We start from the raw sequence: 19,670 nt of genomic DNA, 5'->3' as shown, positions 1-19,670 counted from the left end.
TTCGGCTGTAAGCGCGCGCTCCATGATCTTTACTCGGACCCATCGCCGCGCAGCTTTCCGTCGTCGCACCAGCGACGATGATGGGTTGCGCCGTGTCCGACGACAACGCTGAACAGCTAGATCAGCAAGTTCGCAAGGAGGCCGCACCCGCAAAGTGCGGCCTTCTTGCGTTGGAGCATCCTTTTCACCCACGGCACGAGGAGTTCGACATGACCAACGCCCCCCATCCGTTCGATGCGCTGATGGACATCACCGCGCGGCCCAAGGCCGTGTTCATCCGCGGTGCGGGCTCCTACCTATGGGACGACACCCGCAAGCGCTATCTTGATTTCGTGCAGGGATGGGCCGTCAATTGCCTTGGCCACTCCCCGCCGGCGGTGGCCGAAGCACTTGCGGCACAGGCCAAGCGGTTGCTGACGCCCAGTCCCGCCTTCTACAACGCCCCGAGCCTCAAGCTGGCAAAGGCGCTGGTCGACCATAGCTGCTTCGACCAGGTGTTCTTTGCCAATTCGGGAGCCGAAGCGAACGAAGGCGCGATCAAGCTCGCGCGCAAGTATGGCGCCGTGCACAAGAATGGCGCGTTCGAAATCATCACCTTCGAAGGCGGCTTTCACGGCCGGACCCTCGCCACCATGTCAGCCTCCGGGAAGAAGGTGTTCGAGCCTCTGTTCGAGCCCAAGGTCGCAGGCTTCGGCAAGGCGAGACTTAACGACCTTGCTTCCGTCGAAGCCCTCATCAACGACCACACGATCGCCGTGATGCTGGAGCCGATCCAGGGCGAAGCGGGTGTCTGGCCGGCCACGGACCAATTCCTGAAGGGGTTGCGCGAACTCACCAAGGAGCATGGCCTCCTGTTGATTGTCGACGAGATCCAGACCGGCATGGGACGGACCGGAAGGCTGTTCCACCACGAGCATGCCGGAATCGAGCCCGACATCATGACGCTGGGCAAGGGAATCGGGGGCGGCGTGCCGCTCGCCGCCCTTCTCGCCACCGAGCGCGCCTCCTGTTTCGAGCACGGCGACCAGGGCGGCACCTTTAATGGCAATCCGCTCATGTGTGCCGCGGGCCTGGCCGTGTTCGAGCAAGTGAATAGGCACGAATTCCTCAAAGCGGTCACTGATACCGGTCTGTTCCTGGAAAGCGAGCTGCAGCGCCTCTCGGCGCGGCATGGCCTTGGCGAAGTGCGTGGGCGCGGCCTCTTGCTCGCGCTCGACCTCAAGCTGCCGATAGCAGGCGCGATCGTGGCCCAGGCGTTCGAGGCGGGCGTGCTGCTCAACTCCCCGCAGCCTGACACGCTGCGGTTCATGCCGGCGCTCAACGTCACGCGCCAGCAGATCGGTGATATGGTTGATTGCCTCGACGCGATCCTGACCAAGGCAGGCGCCGCCCGGCGGGTTGCGTAGGGAAGAGCTCTGGCGCAGCACGGCCGTATGTGAACCCGGCCGTGCGCTCCTCTTAGGGCTTCAAGATGGATGCGCCGGTCGTGTTGCGGCTTTCGAGATCGCTGTGCGCCTTGGCCGCATCCTTCAGGGCATAGGCGTGCTGGATCCGTACGTGCAGCTTGCCGGAGATAACCGCCGCAAACAGCGTATCGGCTCCGTCCAGCAGTTCCGAGCGCTTGCCGATGTAGTCGTTCAGCTTCGGCCGCGTCGCAAACAGCGAGCCATGATTGTTGAGCTCGGCGATCGCAAACGGCGGCACAGGACCTGACGCATTGCCGAAGCTCACGAACATGCCTCGCGTCTTGAGACACGACAGCGAGCCCGGGAAGGTCGCCTTGCCGACGCCGTCATAGACGACGTCGCACAGTTCGTTGCGGCTGATCTGCTTCACGCGCGCAACGAAATCCTCCTCGTTGTAGAGGATGACGTGGTCGCAGCCATTCGCGAGTGCGAGATCCGCCTTTGCGCGGGAGCCGACAGTGCCGATCACATGCGCGCCAAGCGCCCTCGCCCACTGGCACGCGAGCAATCCAATCCCGCCGGCCGCAGCATGGATGAGCACGCGATGATGCGGCTCGACCTTGAAGGTCTTGTGCAGGAGATACCAGACGGTGAGCCCCTTCAGCATCAAGACGGCACCCTGCTCATATGTGATGTGGTCCGGCAGCTTGACCAGCCGCTCCGAGGGGATGTTGCGCTCACCGGTGTAGGCGCCGAGATTGTGGTAATAGGCGACACGATCGCCGGGATGGAAATTGGTCACCCCGGGACCCACCGCGACCACCTGGCCGGCGGCCTCGTTACCGAGAACGAAAGGGAAGCCCGGCGCCTTGTAGAGGCCCGTCCGATAATAGACGTCGATGAAATTCAGGCCGACCGCGTGCTGACGAATGCGGACCTCGCCGACCGCCGGTGGAGGCACCTCGACCGATTCGTAAACCAGGGCTTCGGGACCCCCGACCTTGTGCACGCGCACGGCTTTGGTCATCGCCTGTTCTCCCTGAATGTTCTTTCTGGCCGGCCAGCGAAAGCCATCACCCGCACGTTGTCAACTCGACCTTGAACGGAACACCCAAACGGTCGAACCCGGCGATGCGTTCACGAGTTCAATCGCGATCGCACCATGCTCTCGGCTGGCATGTTCTCGGCTGGGCCTGCGCGGCCTTGCCTGCTCGCCCGAAACATGCGCTAGGAGCGCGTCTTTCGGCGGTTGCGCCTCGCCAGCACGTTGAAGAACTCCACCGCTGCCGAGAACGCGATCGCGAAATAGATGTAGCCGCGCGGAATGTGAAACTGGAATCCGTCGGCTATCAGCGCGACGCCAATCAACACCAGGAATGCCAAGGCAAGCATTTTTGTGGTGGGATGCTCGGCCACGAATCTGGCGACCGGGCCCGACGAAATATACATGATGAGACACGCAATCACGACGGCCGCGATCATGATCTCGATATCCTGCGCCATGCCGATCGCGGTGATGATCGAATCCAGCGAAAACACCAGATCGATGACGATGATCTGGGCGATCACCCAAAAGAACGCGCTGCCGGCTTTCCCCTGCTCCTCTCCCTCCTCGCGCGCCTCCACTTCGCCGTGAATCTCGTGAGTGGCCTTGGCAAGCAGGAACAGGCCTCCGCCGACCAGAATGATGTCGCGCCAGGAAAACTCGAACGAGCTCACCGTGAGCACGGGGCGCGTCAGCCCGATCAACCACACCAGCGCGCTGAGCAGCACAAGCCTGAAGACGAGCGCCAGCGCCAGGCCGATCTGTCGCGCGCGCCGCGCCTGTCGTTCCGGAATGCGCGACACGATGATGGAAATAAAGATGACGTTGTCGATGCCGAGAACGATCTCCAGTGCCGACAGGGTAAGAAGGGCCGCCCACGCCTCGGGGCTCGTCAATAATTCCATCATGTGAAAGACTTTGCCAACCTGATAACCGCGTCGCTCGCCACAACATAGATGGCGATGGCGCAAAGAGCGAATTGAACGAGCGGACCTGCGTGAAAATCGACTGCGAGCGTGTAGATCGCCAGCACGCCCCACAGCACCATCAGCGAGAGCGTCAGGCCGCGCAGGCGCACGACCCGCACCGGATGCAGCACATGAAGAGGCACGAAGGTCAGCACGAGGAGAACCGCGACCAACAGCGTCGAGAGCGCGGGTGGCCAGTGCAGCAGGAAGAGATAGAACGCCGCGGCATTCCATAGCGCCGGAAATCCGCGAAAGTGATTGTCCTCCGCCTTCATGCGAAGATCGGCGAAGTACAGCGCGCTGGTGACAACAATCGCCGCCCCAAGGAGCGGCGCTGCGAGCGGCAGCAAGAGCCCGCTAGCCGCAATTGCGTAGGCGGGCACGAAGACATAGGTGACGAAGTCGACCACGAGATCCAGCACCTCGCCCGACCAGTTCGGCTGCAGGCCCTTCACATTGAGCCGTCGCGCGATGGGACCGTCGATCGCATCCACGATGAGCGCCACGCCCAGCCATTGAAACATAGCGGCCCAGTGTTCCCGTACCGCCTCCAGCAGCGCGAGCAAGGCAAGGCCGGCGCCGAGCGCCGTAAAAATATGCACGCAAAACGCCGCGGCGCGGATCGTGGAGCTTTCCTTCAGGGAGTCTTGCTGGGTGTCCATGGCTTCCGCAGTGCTAGCAGAACGGGAATGTCTTGCACATCCGCTGTTGCGGCGTTCGGTCGCGTGGCGGCAACAAAAATCCAAAGGATCTAACGGGCGCAACCGGGCTTGAATTTGTCGCAGGGCATGTCAAATCTCCCGGTATGGAAAACACATCTGCGTCCCCTTCCGCATCCTTTGACGTCGCAGTGATCGGCGGCGGACCGGCCGGCGTAACCGCCGCGATCGCCTTGGCCGGGACCGGCGCGCGCATCGCGCTGGTCGCACGCCGGGTGCCGTACGCCGACAACCGCACCACGGCGCTGCTGGGCGGTTCGATCGATTTTTTGGAAGACCTCGGCGTATGGTCGCGCTGCAAGAGCGAGGCGGCTGCGCTGGAGGAGATGCGCCTGGTCGATGACACCGGGCGCCTGATCCGCGCGCCGGAGGTGCGTTTCTCGTGCCACGAAATCGGGCTCGAGACGTTCGGCTACAATGTCGAAAACCGCACCTTGATGCTCGCCCTGGAGGGGCGTGCCGCGGAATTCTCCAACCTGACGCGCTTCGACGAGGAGGCCGATTCGGTCGTCACGGAAGCCTCGGATGTTGCAATCCATACGACGTCGGGCCGCCTTCTCACCGCGCGTCTTGTCGTAGGCGCCGACGGACGCCATTCGCTCTGCCGCGAGGCCGCCGGAATTTCGGTCACCCGCCGCGACTTGGGGCAGTCGGCCCTGACGTTCAACGTCAGCCATTCGCGCCCCCATCACAATGTGTCGACCGAATTCCATACCCCGCACGGGCCATGCGTGTTCGTGCCGCTGACCGGCAATCGCTGCAGCATCGTGTGGGTCGGTTCGTCGGCAGAGGCGGAGCGGCTAAAGGCGCTGCGCGATGACGAATTGTCGGCGGCGATCGAGAAGAAGTCGCAATTCATCCTCGGCAAGATGCGCGTGGAACCCGGCCGTAATCTGTTTCCGCTCGCGATCGAGCGCCCGCAGCAATATGCCCGCGACCGCATCGCGCTGGTTGGCGAAGCGGCGCACGTGGTTCCACCGATCGGGGCCCAGGGCCTGAATCTCGGTTTGCGCGATGCCGCGGATATTGCCGATGTCGCCGGCGAGGCGATCGCCGCGGGTGGCGATCCGGGCGCGGCCAGCGTCTTGCAGCGATACGACTGGGCGCGCCGTCCCGATATCTTGAGCCGCACCTTCGTCATCGACATGGCGAACCGCTCGCTCGTCCACGATTTCCTGCCGCTGCAGCCGCTTCGCGCGGCCGGCATGCACCTCTTGGGCTCCGTCGGCCCGCTGCGACGTTTTGCCATGCGCGAGGGCCTGGCGCCGACCTGGCGTCCCTGGCGCCGCTCCTGGGGACGCGGCCGCCCCGCTACGGAAATGTCAGCCGCCCGGCCTGGATGACCCACATCACGCTCGTCAGCGTGATCACGGAGGCGAACGTTCCCAGCATCACGGCGACGGAAGCGGATTCAATCCACGCCTCGTTCTGGCGCGCGATCACGAAGACGTTCAGCGCCGGGGGCAGCGATGCCATCAGCACGGCGGTCGCGGCCCACGGCTGCGCGAACGGGCCGAACAGCAGCATCAGCCCGAACACGGCGAGCGGATGCACGAAGAGCTTGACTGCGATCACCCCCGGCACCTCCCAGGGCACGCGGGCGAACGGGCGCAAGGCAACGGTCACGCCGAGCACGAACAGCGCGGTCGGCGCGGCAGCGTTCTGAAGAAAGAGCAGCGTCTTGTCGACCGAGGCAGGCAGCGGAATGCGAAGCGCCGCGACTGCAGCACCGGCACAGGCCGACATGATCAGCGGGTTCAGCACGATCTGCCGCGCCACCACACCGAGGGCGTGCAGGATCGAGGGATGATCGCGATCGCTCAGTTCGATCAGCAGCGGTACAATGGTGAACAGGAAAATGCTGTCGCAACAGAAGATCAGCGCCGTCGGCGCCGCCGCTTTGCTGCCGAGCACGGCAAGCGCCAGACCCGGGCCCATGTAGCCGATGTTGCCGTAAGCACCGGCAAGCGCGGAGAGCGTCGCTTCGCGTAGCGGCAGGCGGCCAAGGACGCGCCCGACGACGAGCGCGATCGCAAACGCCGTCATTGTTCCCAGTGTCGTTGCAATCAGGAACGGCGGGTTGTTGAGCTCCGAAAATGGCGTCTTCGACATGATGACGAAAAGCAGCGCCGGAAGCGAGACGTAGAGGAGGAAGAAGTTCATCCAGGCCAGGCCCGATTCCGGGATGGACTTGGTCTTGCCGCAGGTGAAACCGATGAAGATCAGCCCGAAATAAGGTAGGGCGAGATTGAGGATATCAGTCATTTATGAAGTTGTTTCTGAGGACGACGGCAAGCATCCCGCTACCGTCCACAGGTTAATTCCCCCCCGGGGCACTAGCATCAGCCACAATCCTGGTCTATCGACGAAGCCATGATTACAGCGCGAACCGCCAAATTCCAGATCGGACAGGTCGTGCGCCACCGGATCTTTTCGTTCCGCGGCGTCATCTTCGACATCGATCCTGAATTCAACAATACCGAGGAATGGTGGCTGTCGATTCCGGAAGAAATCCGTCCGCGCAAGGACCAGCCCTTCTATCATCTGCTCGCGGAGAATGCGGAGTCCGAGTACGTCGCCTATGTCTCCGAGCAGAATCTTCTGCCCGACGATTCCGGAGAGCCGATCCGGCACTCGCAGCTTACCGAGATTTTTATAACGGACAAATCGGGCGGCTATCGCCCCCGGAATTCGTCGCTGAACTAACGGCTGTGGTCTTGGACGAAATCTCCGTCCCATGAAAAAAGGGCGCTTTGGCAAGCGCCCTTTTTGATCTTGATATTTTGATCTTGGTAAAGCGGGTCGAACTACTTCTGCCCTGCCGCGGCGTTCGGCTGCGCGCCGCCCGGCTGCGTCGCCTCGAGCTTCTTGCGCGCTTCCTCGGCGCGCTTCTGCAGCTCTTCCTGCAGCTTCTTCTGCGTCTCTTCGAACACCTTCGGATCGGTCGGCGGGCCGTCATAGGCCTTGGCGAACTCGCCGGCGAGCGGCAGCGGCAGCGTCAGCGGCGCGCCGTTGGCGTTGATCGCCTGCACCACCAGATTCTGGCCCTTCTTCAGGTTGCTCAGGAGCTCGGGAGAGACTTCATAGTCTGACATGCAGCCGTTGGCGAAGCAGATCACGTAAGGAGACTGCTGCGGCGTGTTGTTGTCGACGATGATGCGTGTTCCGTGCGTGAGTTGCATGCCAAGCGGCAGCGTCACGCGCAGGATCTTCTTCGGCTCGCCTTCGGGCTCGATGATCACCGCGGCGATGACCGGCTGGCCGGACTCGATGCGGCCGTCCTTGCCGGTGAAACAGACCTGCTTGGCGTTGGCGTCCTGTCCCTTCAGGCAAAACTTGGTCCAGGGCGCGTAGATCAGCTGGATCTGCTGGTCCTGCGGCTGGCCACCGGGAGCGGGCGGTTGGCCCTGCTGGGCGGTCGGCGCCGGGGCCGGACCCTTGGGAGCGGCCTTGGGCGCAGCCTTGGGAGCCGCCGGAGCGGCCTTGGGCGCAGCCGGAGCGGGAGCCTGGGCCTGGGCGGCGAAAGGAACAGCCAAAGCTGATGCCGCGAACAGGGCGAGAAGCCGCCCACGCGGCCTGACCGACGCCGCCAAATTACGGAAATTCATTGCGGAAAACCCTTTCTGAACGGGAGCGCCCGAACCGCGGCAAAGCGCCGATCCCTGGCCGCTACGTGCGGCTGTCTCCGCGTCAATTGAGGCGGATGAGTGACAGGTTCCTGCCCTGTTGCGCGATTGCCCGCCTTCATAACGTGGCGGACGAAAAGATCAATGCCGGCAAGCATCTTTGAGCTGCGGGAAGGGCTTTTGGGGGGCGCCTGTGGTAGGATTTTCGTGCTTGCCGGCCACGAATCAATCCGCGTGCCAATGCTGTTTCTTGAGCGCCTCAGCGCCCGCCTTCTCATCCGCCTGGCGCTCGCCTTGGGTTTTGCGCTCCCGCTCGGTCGCGTGTCGGCCCAGGAAGGCGATGCCATCGCCATGCACGGCCAGCCGGCGATGCCGGCGGGCTTCTCCCACATGCCTTACGCCAACCCCGACGCTCCCAAGGGCGGTCGGCTGACCTGGGGCATGCTCGGCACTTTCGACAGCTTGAATCCCCTTATCGTGAAGGGCCTTGCGGTCCAGCAGATCAGGGGCTTCGTGGTCGAGAGCCTTATGGCCCGCGGCAACGACGAGGCCTTCACTTTGTACGGCCTGCTCGCCAGGACCGTCGAGACCGACGAGGACAGAACCTTCGTCACCTTCCGCCTCGACCCGCGGGCGCGCTTCTCGGACGGCAAACCCGTCCTTGCCGACGACGTCCTGTTCTCATGGGCGCTGCTGCGGGACCACGGCCGCCCCAACCATCGGCAATATTACGCAAAGGTCGCCAAAGCCGAAGCGCTCGATCGCCTCACCGTGCGCTTCGATCTCTCCGGCGCCAATGACCGCGAGCTGCCGCTGATCCTTGGACTGATGCCGGTATTGCCGCGCCACGCTATCGACGTTTCAACCTTCGAAGAAACCACCATGAAGGGCCTGGTCGGCTCGGGCCCCTACCGCGTTACTGCGGTCAAGCCGGGCACCAGCATCACGTTGACGCGCAATCCGGACTATTGGGGGCGCGACCTGCCGGTCAACCGCGGCTTGTGGAACTTCGACGAGGTCCGGATTGATTTCTACCGCGAGGCCAATGGCCAGTTCGAAGCGTTCAAGCGCGGCCTTTACGACTTTCGCGTCGAGCATGAGCCGCTGCGCTGGCACGACGGGTATGATTTTCCGGCCGCCCGCGACGGCGAGGTGATCCGCGATACCCTCAAGCCCGGTGTGCCGCAACCGTCGGAATTCCTCGTGTTCAACACCCGACGTCCGGTGTTTTCCGACATTCGCGTCCGACAGGCGCTGACGCTGCTGTTCGACTTCGTGTGGATCAACCGCAATTACTTTTTCGGGCTGTATTCACGCACGGCCAGCTTTTTCGCGGGCTCCGAACTGTCGGCGTACGCGCGAGCCGCGGACGAGCGCGAACGCGAACTGCTGAAGCCGTTCGCTTCGCAGATCCAGCCGGAAGTTCTCGATGGCAGTTACCGCCTTCCGATCACCGACGGCTCCGGTCGCGACCGTACGACGTTGCGCGCTGCGCTGAAGCTTTTTGCCGATGCCGGATACGATCTCGACGGCACGGTCCTGCGACAGCGCTCGACCAGGACGCCCCTCACCTTCGAGATTCTGGCGACAACCCGCGATCAGGAACGCATCGCGCTCGCCTATGCGCGCGACCTCAAGCGCGCGGGGATCGAGGCCACCGTCCGCGTTGTCGACCCCGTTCAGTTCGATCAACGCCGGCTCAGCTTCGACTTCGACATGATCCAGAATCGCTGGGACCAATCGCTGTCGCCGGGCAACGAGCAGTCCTTCTATTGGGGAAGCGCAGCGGCCGACATCCCGGGCACCCGCAACTACATGGGCGCCAAGGACCCGGCCATCGACACCATGATCAAGGCCCTGCTCAAAGCCCGCGAGCATGCCGTCTTCGTCTCCGCGGTCCGCGCGCTGGACCGGACCTTGATGTCCGGGTTCTATGCCATCCCCCTCTTTAATGTTTCCGAACAATGGATCGCACGCTGGAATCGGATAGAACGGCCCTCGGCCACCGCGCTCACCGGCTATCTGCCGGAGACCTGGTGGCATAAGCCTGAGCCGCAAGCGAGGTGACAGCCCACGTGAACCAGTCCCCCGTATCGCCGACGCTCGAAACGCTGTTTCAGCGGACCCTGGCCAGGCAGCCGGACGCGCTGGCTTTGCTCGATCCGCTCAACAAGCCCCGCGTGACCGGAGACGCACCCAAACGGCTGACCTATGCCGAAGCCGATCGCGCCATTACCGCGCTGTCGGCGCATTTCGTAGAAGCGGGATTGCCTGCCAACTCCGTGATTGCCATCCAGTTGCCGAACACGATCGAATTCGTGCTCACCGTACTCGCCGCCCACCGCGCCGGCCTCGTCGTCGCGGTGCTGCCGCTGCTGTGGCGCCATGCCGAACTCACCGCCGCGCTCAATCGCACGGCCGCGCGCGCGATCGTGACGATGAGCAGGATCGACGGGATCTCCTACTCCGATCTCGCCATGAACGCTGCGGCCGAGGCATTCTCCATTCGCCATGTCTGCGGATTCGGCAACGACCTGCCGGAAGGCATGGCTTCGCTCGACGAAGCGCTCGCGCGCGCCCCCGGGACGACCCGCAGAGTGGTCCAGGATGGCCGCAAGGCGGCCTTGATTTCCTTCGACATGACCGCAGAGGGATTCCGCCCGGTCCCGCGCCCGCACCTCAGCCTGATCGCGGGCGGGCTTGCCATCTCGCTGGAAAGCGACGTCCCGCAGGGCGCTACCGTGATGTCGGCGTTCGCGCCGATGTCCTTTGCCGGGCTTGCCTCGTCGCTGGTGGTCTGGCTTCTGTCGGGCGGAACGCTGGTGCTGCACCACCCCTTCGACAGCGACGTGCTGGAGGAGCAGATCAACGAGCACTCCTGCGACGTATTGGTCGCGCCGGGCCTGCTCGCTCTCCGGCTCGGCGAACTCGAGGCCGCCGCGAGGCTGCCGGGCTTGCGCACTGTTATCGGCTTGTGGCGCGCGCCGGAGCAGGTCGCGTCCAGCGACATTTGGGCCGCGCCGCACGCCTCGATAACGGACGTCTACCTGTTCGGTGAGGTCGGTCTGTTCGGAGCCCGCCGCGGCAACGACGGCCTGCCCGTCGCGATCGTGCCGGGGCCGCACGGCGCGCCACGCGAGCAGCAAGGCTCTTCGGTCGCCGGCGAAATCCTGCTGACGCCGAAGGGCACGCTCGGCCTGCGCGGAGCCATGGTGCCGGTCGCTGCCTACGCGCCGCCACCACTGCCGACGAGCGACGGCGTCGCGGCGCAGCCGCCGCGCGATTATGCCGACACCGGCTATGCCGCGCGCCTCGACCGCTCGACCGGAGCAATCTGCATCACCGCTCCGCCCGCGGGCATCATGTCGGTTGGAGGCTATCGTTTCCTGTCCCACGACCTGCAGGAGTGGTCGCGCCGCCTGGGCCAGGGCGCGCTCATCACCGCCCTTCCCGATCGTTTGAGCGGACATCGGCTGGCCGGACGCGCCCAGGACAATGCCCGCGCGCGCGAGGCGCTGAGCGAGCTCGGACTTAACCCTTTGATGGTTGAAGCGTTTCGCGACCGGGCCGGTGCGACCTGAGCGACCTTATGCGGTTCCGTTGACCCCGCATTAAGACGCGCCAAACTAGATTGCACCCGTTTGCTGCGAACGCGAGTTGGCAATGTCTCAGGCGGGCCCGATCCTTTTTGTCTCGAACGCAGGGCGACCTGCCTTCGCCTCCGCGCTCGGTGAAGCCCGGCTCTTTCCCCTGATCGACAGCGACTGGGAGAATGCCGCGTGCGCTGTTGAGCAGATTCAGCCCGCCGCTGTGCTGGCCGTGATGTCGGGCGCGATGGACAGGCAGGTTTCTGCGGTCGCAAAGAAGGTCGCCGACCAACCGCTCTATCTACCGTTGGTCGCGGTCGATGCCGAGAAGCCGCTGCCGCACAACGCCCTTCCCTTTTCGCTGCAGGGGGGCAGTACTGACCGCCTGATCGCCCGGTTGCGCGCGGCCTTGCGCGTCCGCACCCTGCACGCGACCGTGCTGCGCAGGCTTCCCGAGGTGAAGGGCAATTTGCCGCTGCCGGACACCGATCCGGCGCGGGATGCGACCGTGCTGCTGATCGGCCGCGGCGCCGCGTATCCGGCCCTCTCTGTCGCACTGGGCGAGCGCATGGGCGTGATCGGCGCGCTCAGCATCGAAGCCGCGGCCAAACACCTCAACTCGCGCGATATCGACGGCATCGTGCTGGCCGAAGGATTCACCGGGCGCGTGGTGGACGCCTTCCTGACCGTGCTTGCCGAGGATCCGCGCTTTCGCAACCTGCCGGTGGTCGTCACCGCGCACAAGCCAGCCGGAAGCTACGACCTGCCGAACATCGAGAATATCTCCGGCCTGCCGACGCAGATCGCCGCCAACGCCCTGCCGCTGATCCGCCAGCACGCCATGGAAGCGCAGTTGAGCCGCACGCTGAAGTCGATCGATGCCGGCGGATGGCTCGATCCCCATAGCGGCCTGCTCACGGTGGAAGCCTTCAGCCGGGATTTTTCCCGAGCGGTAAAGGAGACTCTGGCGCGTGGCGGCGGGCTGTCGGTAGCGCGATTTGCCTTTGATCCGAACAATCCACGGGCGCAGATCGACGGAGCGCGCATCCTCAGCCGGCTGATGCGGCAGATGGATTTCGGCGCGGCCCGCAAGGACGGCTCCGTGATCGTGGTATTCGCTGAAACCGACTTCCGGACCGCTCACATGATCGCGCGCCGGCTTTCAAGTGTCATGCGGCACACCTCGCACGGCCGGCGCGAGCCCCGCACCGACCCGGTCGTGACCGTCGACTCGCTGTCGCCCTCGGACACGGCGGCCTCGCTGCTTGGACGGCTTTATGCCGAAGCGCCGCGCGCGGCCTCGTAAACTTCCCCGCAACAACGCCGCCTAGGCCGCCTTCTTGTTCTCGGCGAGATGCGCAAGCTGGCGCAGGATTTCCGTCGTGCCGGCGAGCCGCTCTTCGGGTGTCTCCCAGTCCTGGAAGAATACGACCTTCATGTCGGGCCGCACGCGCGCGGCCTGGCCCTGCTGGCGGATGAAGGCGACCAGCCGGTCGGGATGCGCGAAGCTGTTGTCGCGGAAGCTGATGACGGCGCCCTTCGGGCCGGCATCCACCTTCTCGACATTGGCTTGCCGGCAATAGGACTTGATCGCGGCGACCTTGAACAGGTAGCGCACCTCGTCCGGCAGCACGCCAAAGCGGTCGCGCATCTCGGCGGCGAAATTCTCGATCTCGTCCTCCGTATCGAGGTCGGCAAGCCGACGGTACAGCGACAGCCGAACCGGCAGATCGGACACGTACTCCTCCGGAATCAGCACCGGCATCCCAATGGTGATCTGCGGCGACCAGCGGTCGGCCGCCGGCTCGACCACCCCGGCCTTGAGATTGACGATCGCCTCTTCCAGCATCGACTGATAGAGCTCGAAACCGACCTCCTTGATGTGGCCGGACTGCTCCTCGCCGAGCAGGTTGCCGGCGCCGCGGATATCGAGATCCTGCGACGCAAGCTGAAAGCCGGCGCCCAGTGTCTCCAGCGATTGCAGCACGGTGAGCCGGCGTTCGGCCTGCGGAGTGATCTTGTGCTCGGACGGCAGCGTGAACAGCGCATAGGCGCGCAGCTTCGCGCGTCCGACCCGCCCGCGGAGCTGATAGAGCTGCGCGAGGCCGAACATGTCGGCCCGGTGCACGATCAGCGTGTTGGCGTTGGGAATGTCGAGGCCGGACTCGACGATCGTCGTCGAAAGCAGGACGTCGTACTTGCCGTCGTAGAAAGCCGCCATGATGTCCTCGATGAGGGCGGCCGGCATCTGGCCATGGGCCACGGCGACCTTCATCTCCGGTACGTTCTTGTCGAGGAAATCCTTCACCCCTGCCAGGTCCTCGATGCGGGGCACCACATAGAAGGCCTGCCCGCCGCGATAGCGTTCGCGCAAGAGCGCTTCGCGGATCATCAGTGGATCATGCGGCGCAACGAAGGTGCGTACCGCCAGCCGATCGACCGGGGGCGAGGCGATGATCGAGAGCTCGCGCACACCGGTCAGCGCGAGCTGCAGCGTGCGCGGAATTGGCGTCGCGCTGAGCGTAAGCACATGCACCTCGGCGCGGAGCTGTTTCAGCTTTTCCTTGTGGCTCACGCCGAAATGCTGCTCCTCGTCCACGATGAGGAGACCAAGGTCGCGGAACTTGATGCTCTTGCCGAGCAGGGCATGGGTGCCAACGACGATGTCGATAGAACCGTCGGCAAGCCCCTTCTTGACCTCTCGCAGTTCCTTCTGTGAAACAAGTCGCGAAGCTTGTGCGACCCTGATCGGAAAGCCGCGGAAACGCTCGGTGAAGGTTTTGGCGTGCTGACGCGCGAGCAGCGTCGTCGGCACGACCACCGCAACCTGCTTGCCGTCGAGCGCCACCGCAAAGGCAGCGCGCAACGCAACTTCCGTCTTGCCGAAACCGACGTCGCCGCACACGAGCCGGTCCATCGGCTTGCCGCTTTCGAGGTCCTTGAGCGTCGCCTCGATGGACGTGAGCTGGTCCTCGGTCTCGTCGTAGGGGAAGCGCGCGCAGAACTCGTCATACAGACCCGGCTGGACGGGTAACTTCGGTGCCTCGTGCAGCTGCCGTTCGGCGGCGATCTTGATCAGCTCGCCGGCGATTTCGCGGATGCGGTTCTTGAGCTTCGCCTTTCGCGTCTGCCAGCCGGTGCCGCCGAGCCGATCAAGCTCGACATTGGCCTGCTCGGAGCCGAAACGCGACAGCAGTTCGATGTTTTCGACCGGCAGGAACAGCTTGGTGTCGGCGGCATAATGCAACTCGAGGCAATCGTGCGGCGCACCAGCGACCTCCAGGGTCTGCAGGCCGACGAAGCGTCCAATGCCGTGGTCGACGTGGACGACCAGATCGCCGGCGGAAAGGCTCGTCACTTCCGAGATGAAGTTGTCCAGCTTGCGGCTGGCGCGACGCGGCCGCACCAGGCGATCACCGAGGATGTCCTGCTCGCTGATGATCGCGACGTCGTCGGTCTCGAACCCGCTTTCAAGCCCGAGCACCGCCAGCATGGTCTCGTTGCGCGGCGTGGCCTGCACGGTCCGCCAGCTGTTGACGCTGGTGGTGTGGGTGAGCTTGTGGTCGCGCAGCATGGAGCCCATGCGGTCGCGCGAGCCTTCGGTCCACAGCGCGATCACGACCTTCTTGCGCTTGGCCTGCAGAGCCTGCACATGCGCAACCACGCCCTCGAACACGTTCACGGATGCGTCGTTGCGCTCGGGCGCGAAGTCTCGCCCGCTCCGTGCCCCGGCGTCGACGACACTGCCGGAATCGTCTGGGACGGCGAATGGCGTCAGCCGTGCAACCGCAGCCTCCTGAAGCCGCCTCGCCCACTCCTCGTCCGTCAAATAGAGCCGGTCGGGCGGCAACGGCTTGTAGATCGCGCCCCCCGAAGGATGCTCCAGCGCCTCGCGCCGCGCCTGGTAATAGTCCTGGATCTGCTTGAAGCGCTCGCGGGCGGCGTCGTCGACCTGCGGTTCGATGGCGATCGGCGCCTGATCGAGATAGTCGAACAGCGTCTCCATCTTCTCCAGGAACAAAGGCAGCCAGTGTTCCATGCCGGGATGGCGCCGGCCTTCGCTGACCGCCTCGTAGAGCGGATCGTCGCGCAGCGGCGTGCCGAATTCGGCGACATACCCCATGCGGAAGCGGCGGATGCTCTCGGTGACGAGTTGGAATTCCGCGATCGGGACCAGATCGAGCGAACGCATGTCGAGCAGCGTGCGCTGGCTTTCCGCGTCAAAGGAGCGGATCGATTCCAGGCTGTCGCCAAAGAAGTCGAACCGCACCGGCTGGTCAAGTCCGGCCGGAAACAGGTCGAGAATGCCGCCGCGCACGGCATATTCGCCCGGCTCGCGCACGGTGGACGATCGGCTGTAGCCATTATGCTCGAGCCACGCCACGATGGAATCCATCGGCACGACGTGGCCCGGGGCAACCGACAGCGCCTGCGCGGCAACCGTATCGCGCGCCGGCACGCGCTGGACAGCGGCGTTGACGGTGGTTAGCACGATCAGCGGCTTGTCGCTCCCGGTCAGGCGTGCGAGCCGCGCCAGCGTGGTCAACCGCTCGGCCATGATGCCGGCATGCGGCGACACACGGTCGTAGGGCTGGCAATCCCACGCCGGGAACTGCATGACCGGCAGATCGGGCGCGAAAAATCCCAGCGCACGCGCCAATTGCTGCATCCGCGGACCATCACGGCAGACGACGGCGAGGCTGACGGCCGACCGCTTCGGCCGCGCCGCGACGGCGCGCGCGAGGTCCGAGATGACGAGCCCCTCCGCACCTTCCGCGACGTTGGACAGCGTCAGCGGCCGGCCCGGTGTCAGCAACTCGGCAGGGGATTTCGACCGCTGCTTCATGCACCGAGGTCCACGCGGGAGGCTTTGATGCGATCGAATAACGGTCCGGCGATGGCGGCCGGCGGCAGCGTGGCTGCGGTCAGCGCGGCGTAGAGCTCCGGCTCGGGGATATCGAGCAGGCGCTCGAGCTCGGACAACTCACTATCCGAAAGGCGGGCGATTTCCACGTCCGCAAAGCTGCCGAGGATCAGATCCATTTCGCGGGTGCCCCGCCGCCAGCAGCGAAACAGGAGCCGCTTGCGACGCTCATCCAACCCGCCGCTCGATCGAGTCGTTCCAGTCATTGGGAAATTCCAGTTCAAACGCCGAAAGCCCGGACGTGCCGGGCGGGTTCATATAGCGGCCGCGGTTGCCGATGTCAGCCCTTCTTGTTCCGATTTGACCGGGATCGTCATTGCCGGGCTTGACCCGGCAATCCATCGTCATTGAAAGATGGACGCGCGGGTTCAGGCCCGCGCATGACAAGTGTTGCGCGACGAGAGACTGGATGCGCCCTGCTCTGCTCAATCCGCTTTTTGCCCCGGTAACGAGCCTGTCCGGCGTCGGGCCCAAGCAGGACAAGCTGCTGCGCTATCTCCTCGATCGCAGCGAGACGCCTCGTGTGGTCGATCTGCTGTTGCACCTGCCGACCAACGTCATCGACCGCCGGGCACGGCCCAAAATCCGCGACGCGGTTCCGGGCACGGTGGTGACCCTGGAGGTGACGATCGACCGTCACCGTCCGCCTCCGCCGCGCAATTCGCGTGCGCCCTACCTCGTCTACGCCAGCGACGATACCGGGGACGTGGTTTTCACCTTCTTCCGCGCCAAGCCGGGCTATGTGGAGAAGCTCCTGCCGGTCAGTGAAACGCGCTACGTCTCCGGTACGCTGCAGATTTATGACGGCATTCCTCAAATCGTGCATCCCGATCGGGTGGTCGACGAGGCCGGGATGGCGAAGCTTTCCGGCATCGATCCCGTCTATCCCCTTACGGAAGGACTCGCGCTCGGCTCACTGCGCCGGGCGATCTCCCAGGCGATTCAGAAGCTGCCGGCGCTGCCGGAATGGACCTGCCCGGAAATCCTGCGCCGCTGCCACTTTCCGCCGTTTACGGACGCGCTGAACCGCGTGCATGTACCCATCGAGCTGACGGACATCCTGCCCGATCAACCGTTCTGGTCGCGCCTTGCCTTTGACGAACTCCTGGCCGGTCAGCTGGCACTGGCGCTGGTGCGGGCGCAATTGCGCCGGCCCGCCGGCGACCGCCACGCCGGCGATGGGCATCTGCGCAACAAGATCATCGACGCCTTGCCGTACGCGCTCACGCCTTCGCAGCGGACGGCCGCTGCGGCGATTGCGGAAGATTTGCGCCAGCCGATCCGCATGTTGCGCCTGCTGCAGGGCGACGTCGGCTCGGGCAAGACCGTGGTGGCGCTGCTCGCGGCGGCGGCCGTGGCGGAAGTCGGCAGGCAGGCGGCCCTGATGGCCCCAACCGAGATCCTGGCGCGCCAGCATATCAAGACCATTGCCCCGCTCGCCGAACGCGCCGGCCTTCGCGTCGCCATCCTCACCGGCCGCGAGAAAGGCAAGGAGCGGCGCGACATCCTTGCCCGGCTGTTCGAGGGAAAGATCGATCTGCTCGTTGGCACCCACGCGCTGATCCAGGACGATGTGACCTTCAAGGCGCTGGCGCTCGCCGTGGTCGACGAACAGCATCGCTTCGGCGTGCGCGAGCGCCTTGCGCTAACCTCGAAAGGCGAAGCGGTCGACGTGCTGGTCCTGAGCGCCACCCCGATCCCGCGCACGCTCGTTCTGACCTATTTCGGCGATATGGACGTTTCCGAACTGCGCGAGAAGCCGGCGGGCCGCCAGCCGATCGATACCCGCGCGGTGCCCGACAGCCGCCTGAGCGAGGTGATGGACGCGGTCGGGCGCGCGCTCACCTCCGGCAAACGCGTCTACTGGATCTGCCCGCTGGTCGAGGAATCCGACATGGTCAACCTGACCGACGCGGAAGCGCGCTTCAAAAGCCTGCAGGAGCGCTTCGGCGACAAGGTCGGCCTCGTCCACGGCAAGATGAAGGGCGCCGACAAGGACCGCGTGATGGCGGAATTCGCATCCGGCGAGATCGGGCTTCTTGTGGCCACCACCGTGGTCGAGGTCGGCGTCGATGTGCCCGCCGCCACCATCATGGTGATCGAGAACGCCGAGCGCTTCGGCCTTGCACAGCTGCACCAGCTCCGCGGTCGCATCGGCCGCGGCTCGGAAGCGTCCACCTGCCTGCTGTTGTATCGCGAGTCGCTCAGCGAAATGTCCAAGGCGCGCCTGGCGGTGATCCGGGAGACGACCGACGGCTTCAGGATCGCGGAGGAAGATTTGCGCCTGCGCGGTGAAGGCGACGTGCTCGGCGTGCGTCAGAGCGGACTGCCCGGTTATCGCATCGCTCGTTCCGATGTCCATGCCCAGCTCATTACACAGGCCCGCGACGAGGCCCTGCGTGTCATGAGGGAGAACCCGAGACTGGAGGGCGAGCGCGGCGAGGCGCTGCGCTGCCTGCTCTATCTATTCGAGCGCGACGAAGCGATTCCGCTGATCGGCGCAGGCTAGGCCTTTTTCTGTGCGATGCTGGCAGCAAATGCCTTGAGCCGCGCGGCCTCCGCTCCCTCGCCGCTGGCATCCTGGGCGAGGTAATCGAACAGCCGCGCGAAGCCTTCATAGATGAGACTGGCCGGATGATCGGGTCCCAGGAACCCCGCGATCTCCTTCATTTCGGCAACCCAACGGTAGGACTTCGGGATCATGTCCGGAAGTGCAATGGCAAGTCGGGCGAGGATGGCCGGTTGGCTCAACGCGAGTTCATCGCGCAAGGCGTCGGCGGCCCCGGCACGCGTGGCAGCGAGCACCATCGCCGCCCCGATGCCGGCCAGTCCCTTCACGATTCCGGCGTAGGACATCTTGAGTGCAGACGCCGCGCCGACCGGCCCATCGATGATGCTCAGGTCCAGACCGAACTGGTTCAGCGCCAGAGCTTCGCGCGCATGCTCGCCGGAGACATGGAACGCCGGTCCTGTGCTGCCGGGCCTGGGCGGAAAGCCGATGATTCCGCCATCGACAAAGCGTGCGCCGGCGGCAGCGATGATCCTTTCGATGCCGAGGACCGTCTCCACATTGACTGCATTGCAGTCGATGACCACCGGTTTCTTCCCGGTCCCGGCGATCAGCGCGGCGAGTCGTTCGGCAAGTGCGACGGCCTGACCCGGGGGCACGATGGAAAGGATGATGTCAGCGCCGGCCAGTTCGGAATCCTCAGCCGCGATCATGCCGGCTTCAGCGGCGCGCTTGGCCGTCGCATCGCTGCGGCCCTTAAGCGATGTCAGCACGCGCACGCCATGCTCGCTCAGCCTGCGGGCGACGGCGCTGCCCATGGCGCCAGGGGCCAGGATCGCAATACTGGGAGGCATGGTGAACTCCAGCTTCGATGATCGACGCGACT

15 protein-coding genes are annotated in these 19,670 nt (G+C 64.7%); 7 read left to right on the top strand and 8 right to left on the bottom strand.

What is annotated here, in order from left to right:
* Positions 1-209: 209 nt before the first annotated feature.
* A complete protein-coding gene (locus HY852_RS24870; protein WP_291607556.1) occupies positions 210-1,406 on the top strand; it encodes an acetylornithine transaminase in 1,197 nt (398 codons plus the stop codon).
* A gap of 52 nt (positions 1,407-1,458) precedes the next feature.
* Here the strand turns inward: HY852_RS24870 and HY852_RS24865 are convergent, their stop codons facing one another.
* The 3 genes from HY852_RS24865 to pcsA form a co-directional block, all read right to left on the bottom strand.
* Positions 1,459-2,433 carry a quinone oxidoreductase gene (locus tag HY852_RS24865; RefSeq protein WP_291607555.1) on the bottom strand — a complete coding sequence of 325 codons (975 nt, stop codon included), beginning with the start codon at positions 2,431-2,433 and terminating at the stop codon, positions 1,459-1,461.
* A gap of 200 nt (positions 2,434-2,633) precedes the next feature.
* Complete coding sequence (locus HY852_RS24860; protein WP_291607554.1) at positions 2,634-3,359, bottom strand: TerC family protein; 726 nt, start codon at positions 3,357-3,359, stop codon at positions 2,634-2,636.
* Positions 3,356-4,081, bottom strand: coding sequence for a phosphatidylcholine synthase (gene pcsA, locus HY852_RS24855; RefSeq protein ID WP_291607553.1), 726 nt, complete (start codon positions 4,079-4,081; stop codon positions 3,356-3,358). Before pcsA ends, HY852_RS24860 begins: the two co-directional genes overlap by 4 nt.
* Positions 4,082-4,224: 143 nt before the next feature.
* On the opposite strand from pcsA, the gene HY852_RS24850 reads away from it, so the two are divergent.
* Positions 4,225-5,481: a UbiH/UbiF family hydroxylase gene (locus HY852_RS24850; protein ID WP_291607552.1), complete on the top strand. Its 1,257-nt coding sequence runs from the start codon at positions 4,225-4,227 to the stop codon at positions 5,479-5,481.
* Here the strand turns inward: HY852_RS24850 and HY852_RS24845 are convergent.
* On the bottom strand, positions 5,450-6,403 hold the full coding sequence (locus HY852_RS24845) for an AEC family transporter (RefSeq protein WP_291607551.1): 954 nt from the start codon (positions 6,401-6,403) through the stop codon (positions 5,450-5,452). The genes HY852_RS24850 and HY852_RS24845 overlap by 32 nt on opposite strands.
* A 108-nt stretch (positions 6,404-6,511) precedes the next feature.
* Between HY852_RS24845 and hspQ the strand changes: the two genes are divergently transcribed.
* Positions 6,512-6,844, top strand: coding sequence for a heat shock protein HspQ (gene hspQ / locus HY852_RS24840; protein WP_291607550.1), 333 nt, complete (start codon positions 6,512-6,514; stop codon positions 6,842-6,844).
* 101 nt (positions 6,845-6,945) lie between these two features.
* On the opposite strand, the gene HY852_RS24835 is transcribed toward hspQ, so the two are convergent.
* Positions 6,946-7,746, bottom strand: a complete 801-nt coding sequence (locus HY852_RS24835; RefSeq protein WP_291607549.1) for an invasion associated locus B family protein — start codon at positions 7,744-7,746, stop codon at positions 6,946-6,948.
* 258 nt (positions 7,747-8,004) lie between these two features.
* Here HY852_RS24835 and HY852_RS24830 point away from each other — a divergent pair, with 258 nt between their 5' ends.
* The 3 genes from HY852_RS24830 (at position 8,005) to HY852_RS24820 (ending at position 12,657) form a co-directional block, all read left to right on the top strand.
* A complete protein-coding gene (locus HY852_RS24830; protein WP_291607572.1) occupies positions 8,005-9,831 on the top strand; it encodes an extracellular solute-binding protein in 1,827 nt (608 codons plus the stop codon).
* An 8-nt stretch (positions 9,832-9,839) separates the two neighbouring features.
* The gene (locus HY852_RS24825) at positions 9,840-11,345 is read left to right on the top strand and encodes an AMP-binding protein (RefSeq protein ID WP_291607548.1); all 1,506 of its coding nucleotides are present in this window, start codon (positions 9,840-9,842) and stop codon (positions 11,343-11,345) included.
* Positions 11,346-11,427: 82 nt separating this feature from the next.
* On the top strand, positions 11,428-12,657 hold the full coding sequence (locus tag HY852_RS24820; RefSeq protein ID WP_291607547.1) for a GGDEF domain-containing protein: 1,230 nt from the start codon (positions 11,428-11,430) through the stop codon (positions 12,655-12,657).
* Positions 12,658-12,678: 21 nt separating this feature from the next.
* Here the strand turns inward: HY852_RS24820 and mfd are convergent, their stop codons facing one another.
* Both mfd and HY852_RS24810 read right to left on the bottom strand, forming a co-directional pair.
* On the bottom strand, positions 12,679-16,197 hold the full coding sequence (gene mfd, locus HY852_RS24815) for a transcription-repair coupling factor (RefSeq protein ID WP_291607546.1): 3,519 nt from the start codon (positions 16,195-16,197) through the stop codon (positions 12,679-12,681).
* On the bottom strand, positions 16,194-16,481 hold the full coding sequence (locus tag HY852_RS24810; protein WP_291607571.1) for a succinate dehydrogenase assembly factor 2: 288 nt from the start codon (positions 16,479-16,481) through the stop codon (positions 16,194-16,196). Before HY852_RS24810 ends, mfd begins: the two co-directional genes overlap by 4 nt.
* Positions 16,482-16,684: 203 nt before the next feature.
* On the opposite strand from HY852_RS24810, the gene recG reads away from it, so the two are divergent.
* Complete coding sequence (gene recG / locus HY852_RS24805; protein ID WP_291607545.1) at positions 16,685-18,784, top strand: ATP-dependent DNA helicase RecG; 2,100 nt, start codon at positions 16,685-16,687, stop codon at positions 18,782-18,784.
* On the opposite strand, the gene HY852_RS24800 is transcribed toward recG, so the two are convergent.
* Entirely contained in the window at positions 18,781-19,638 is an 858-nt protein-coding gene (locus tag HY852_RS24800) for an NAD(P)-dependent oxidoreductase (protein WP_291607543.1), read from the bottom strand. The genes recG and HY852_RS24800 overlap by 4 nt on opposite strands.
* Between the last annotated feature and the right edge of the window lie 32 nt (positions 19,639-19,670).

It is taken from the genome of Bradyrhizobium sp. (assembly GCF_016213215.1).
GTDB lineage: Bacteria > Pseudomonadota > Alphaproteobacteria > Rhizobiales > Xanthobacteraceae > Bradyrhizobium.
This window is presented reverse-complemented; position numbering and strand designations above follow the sequence as displayed.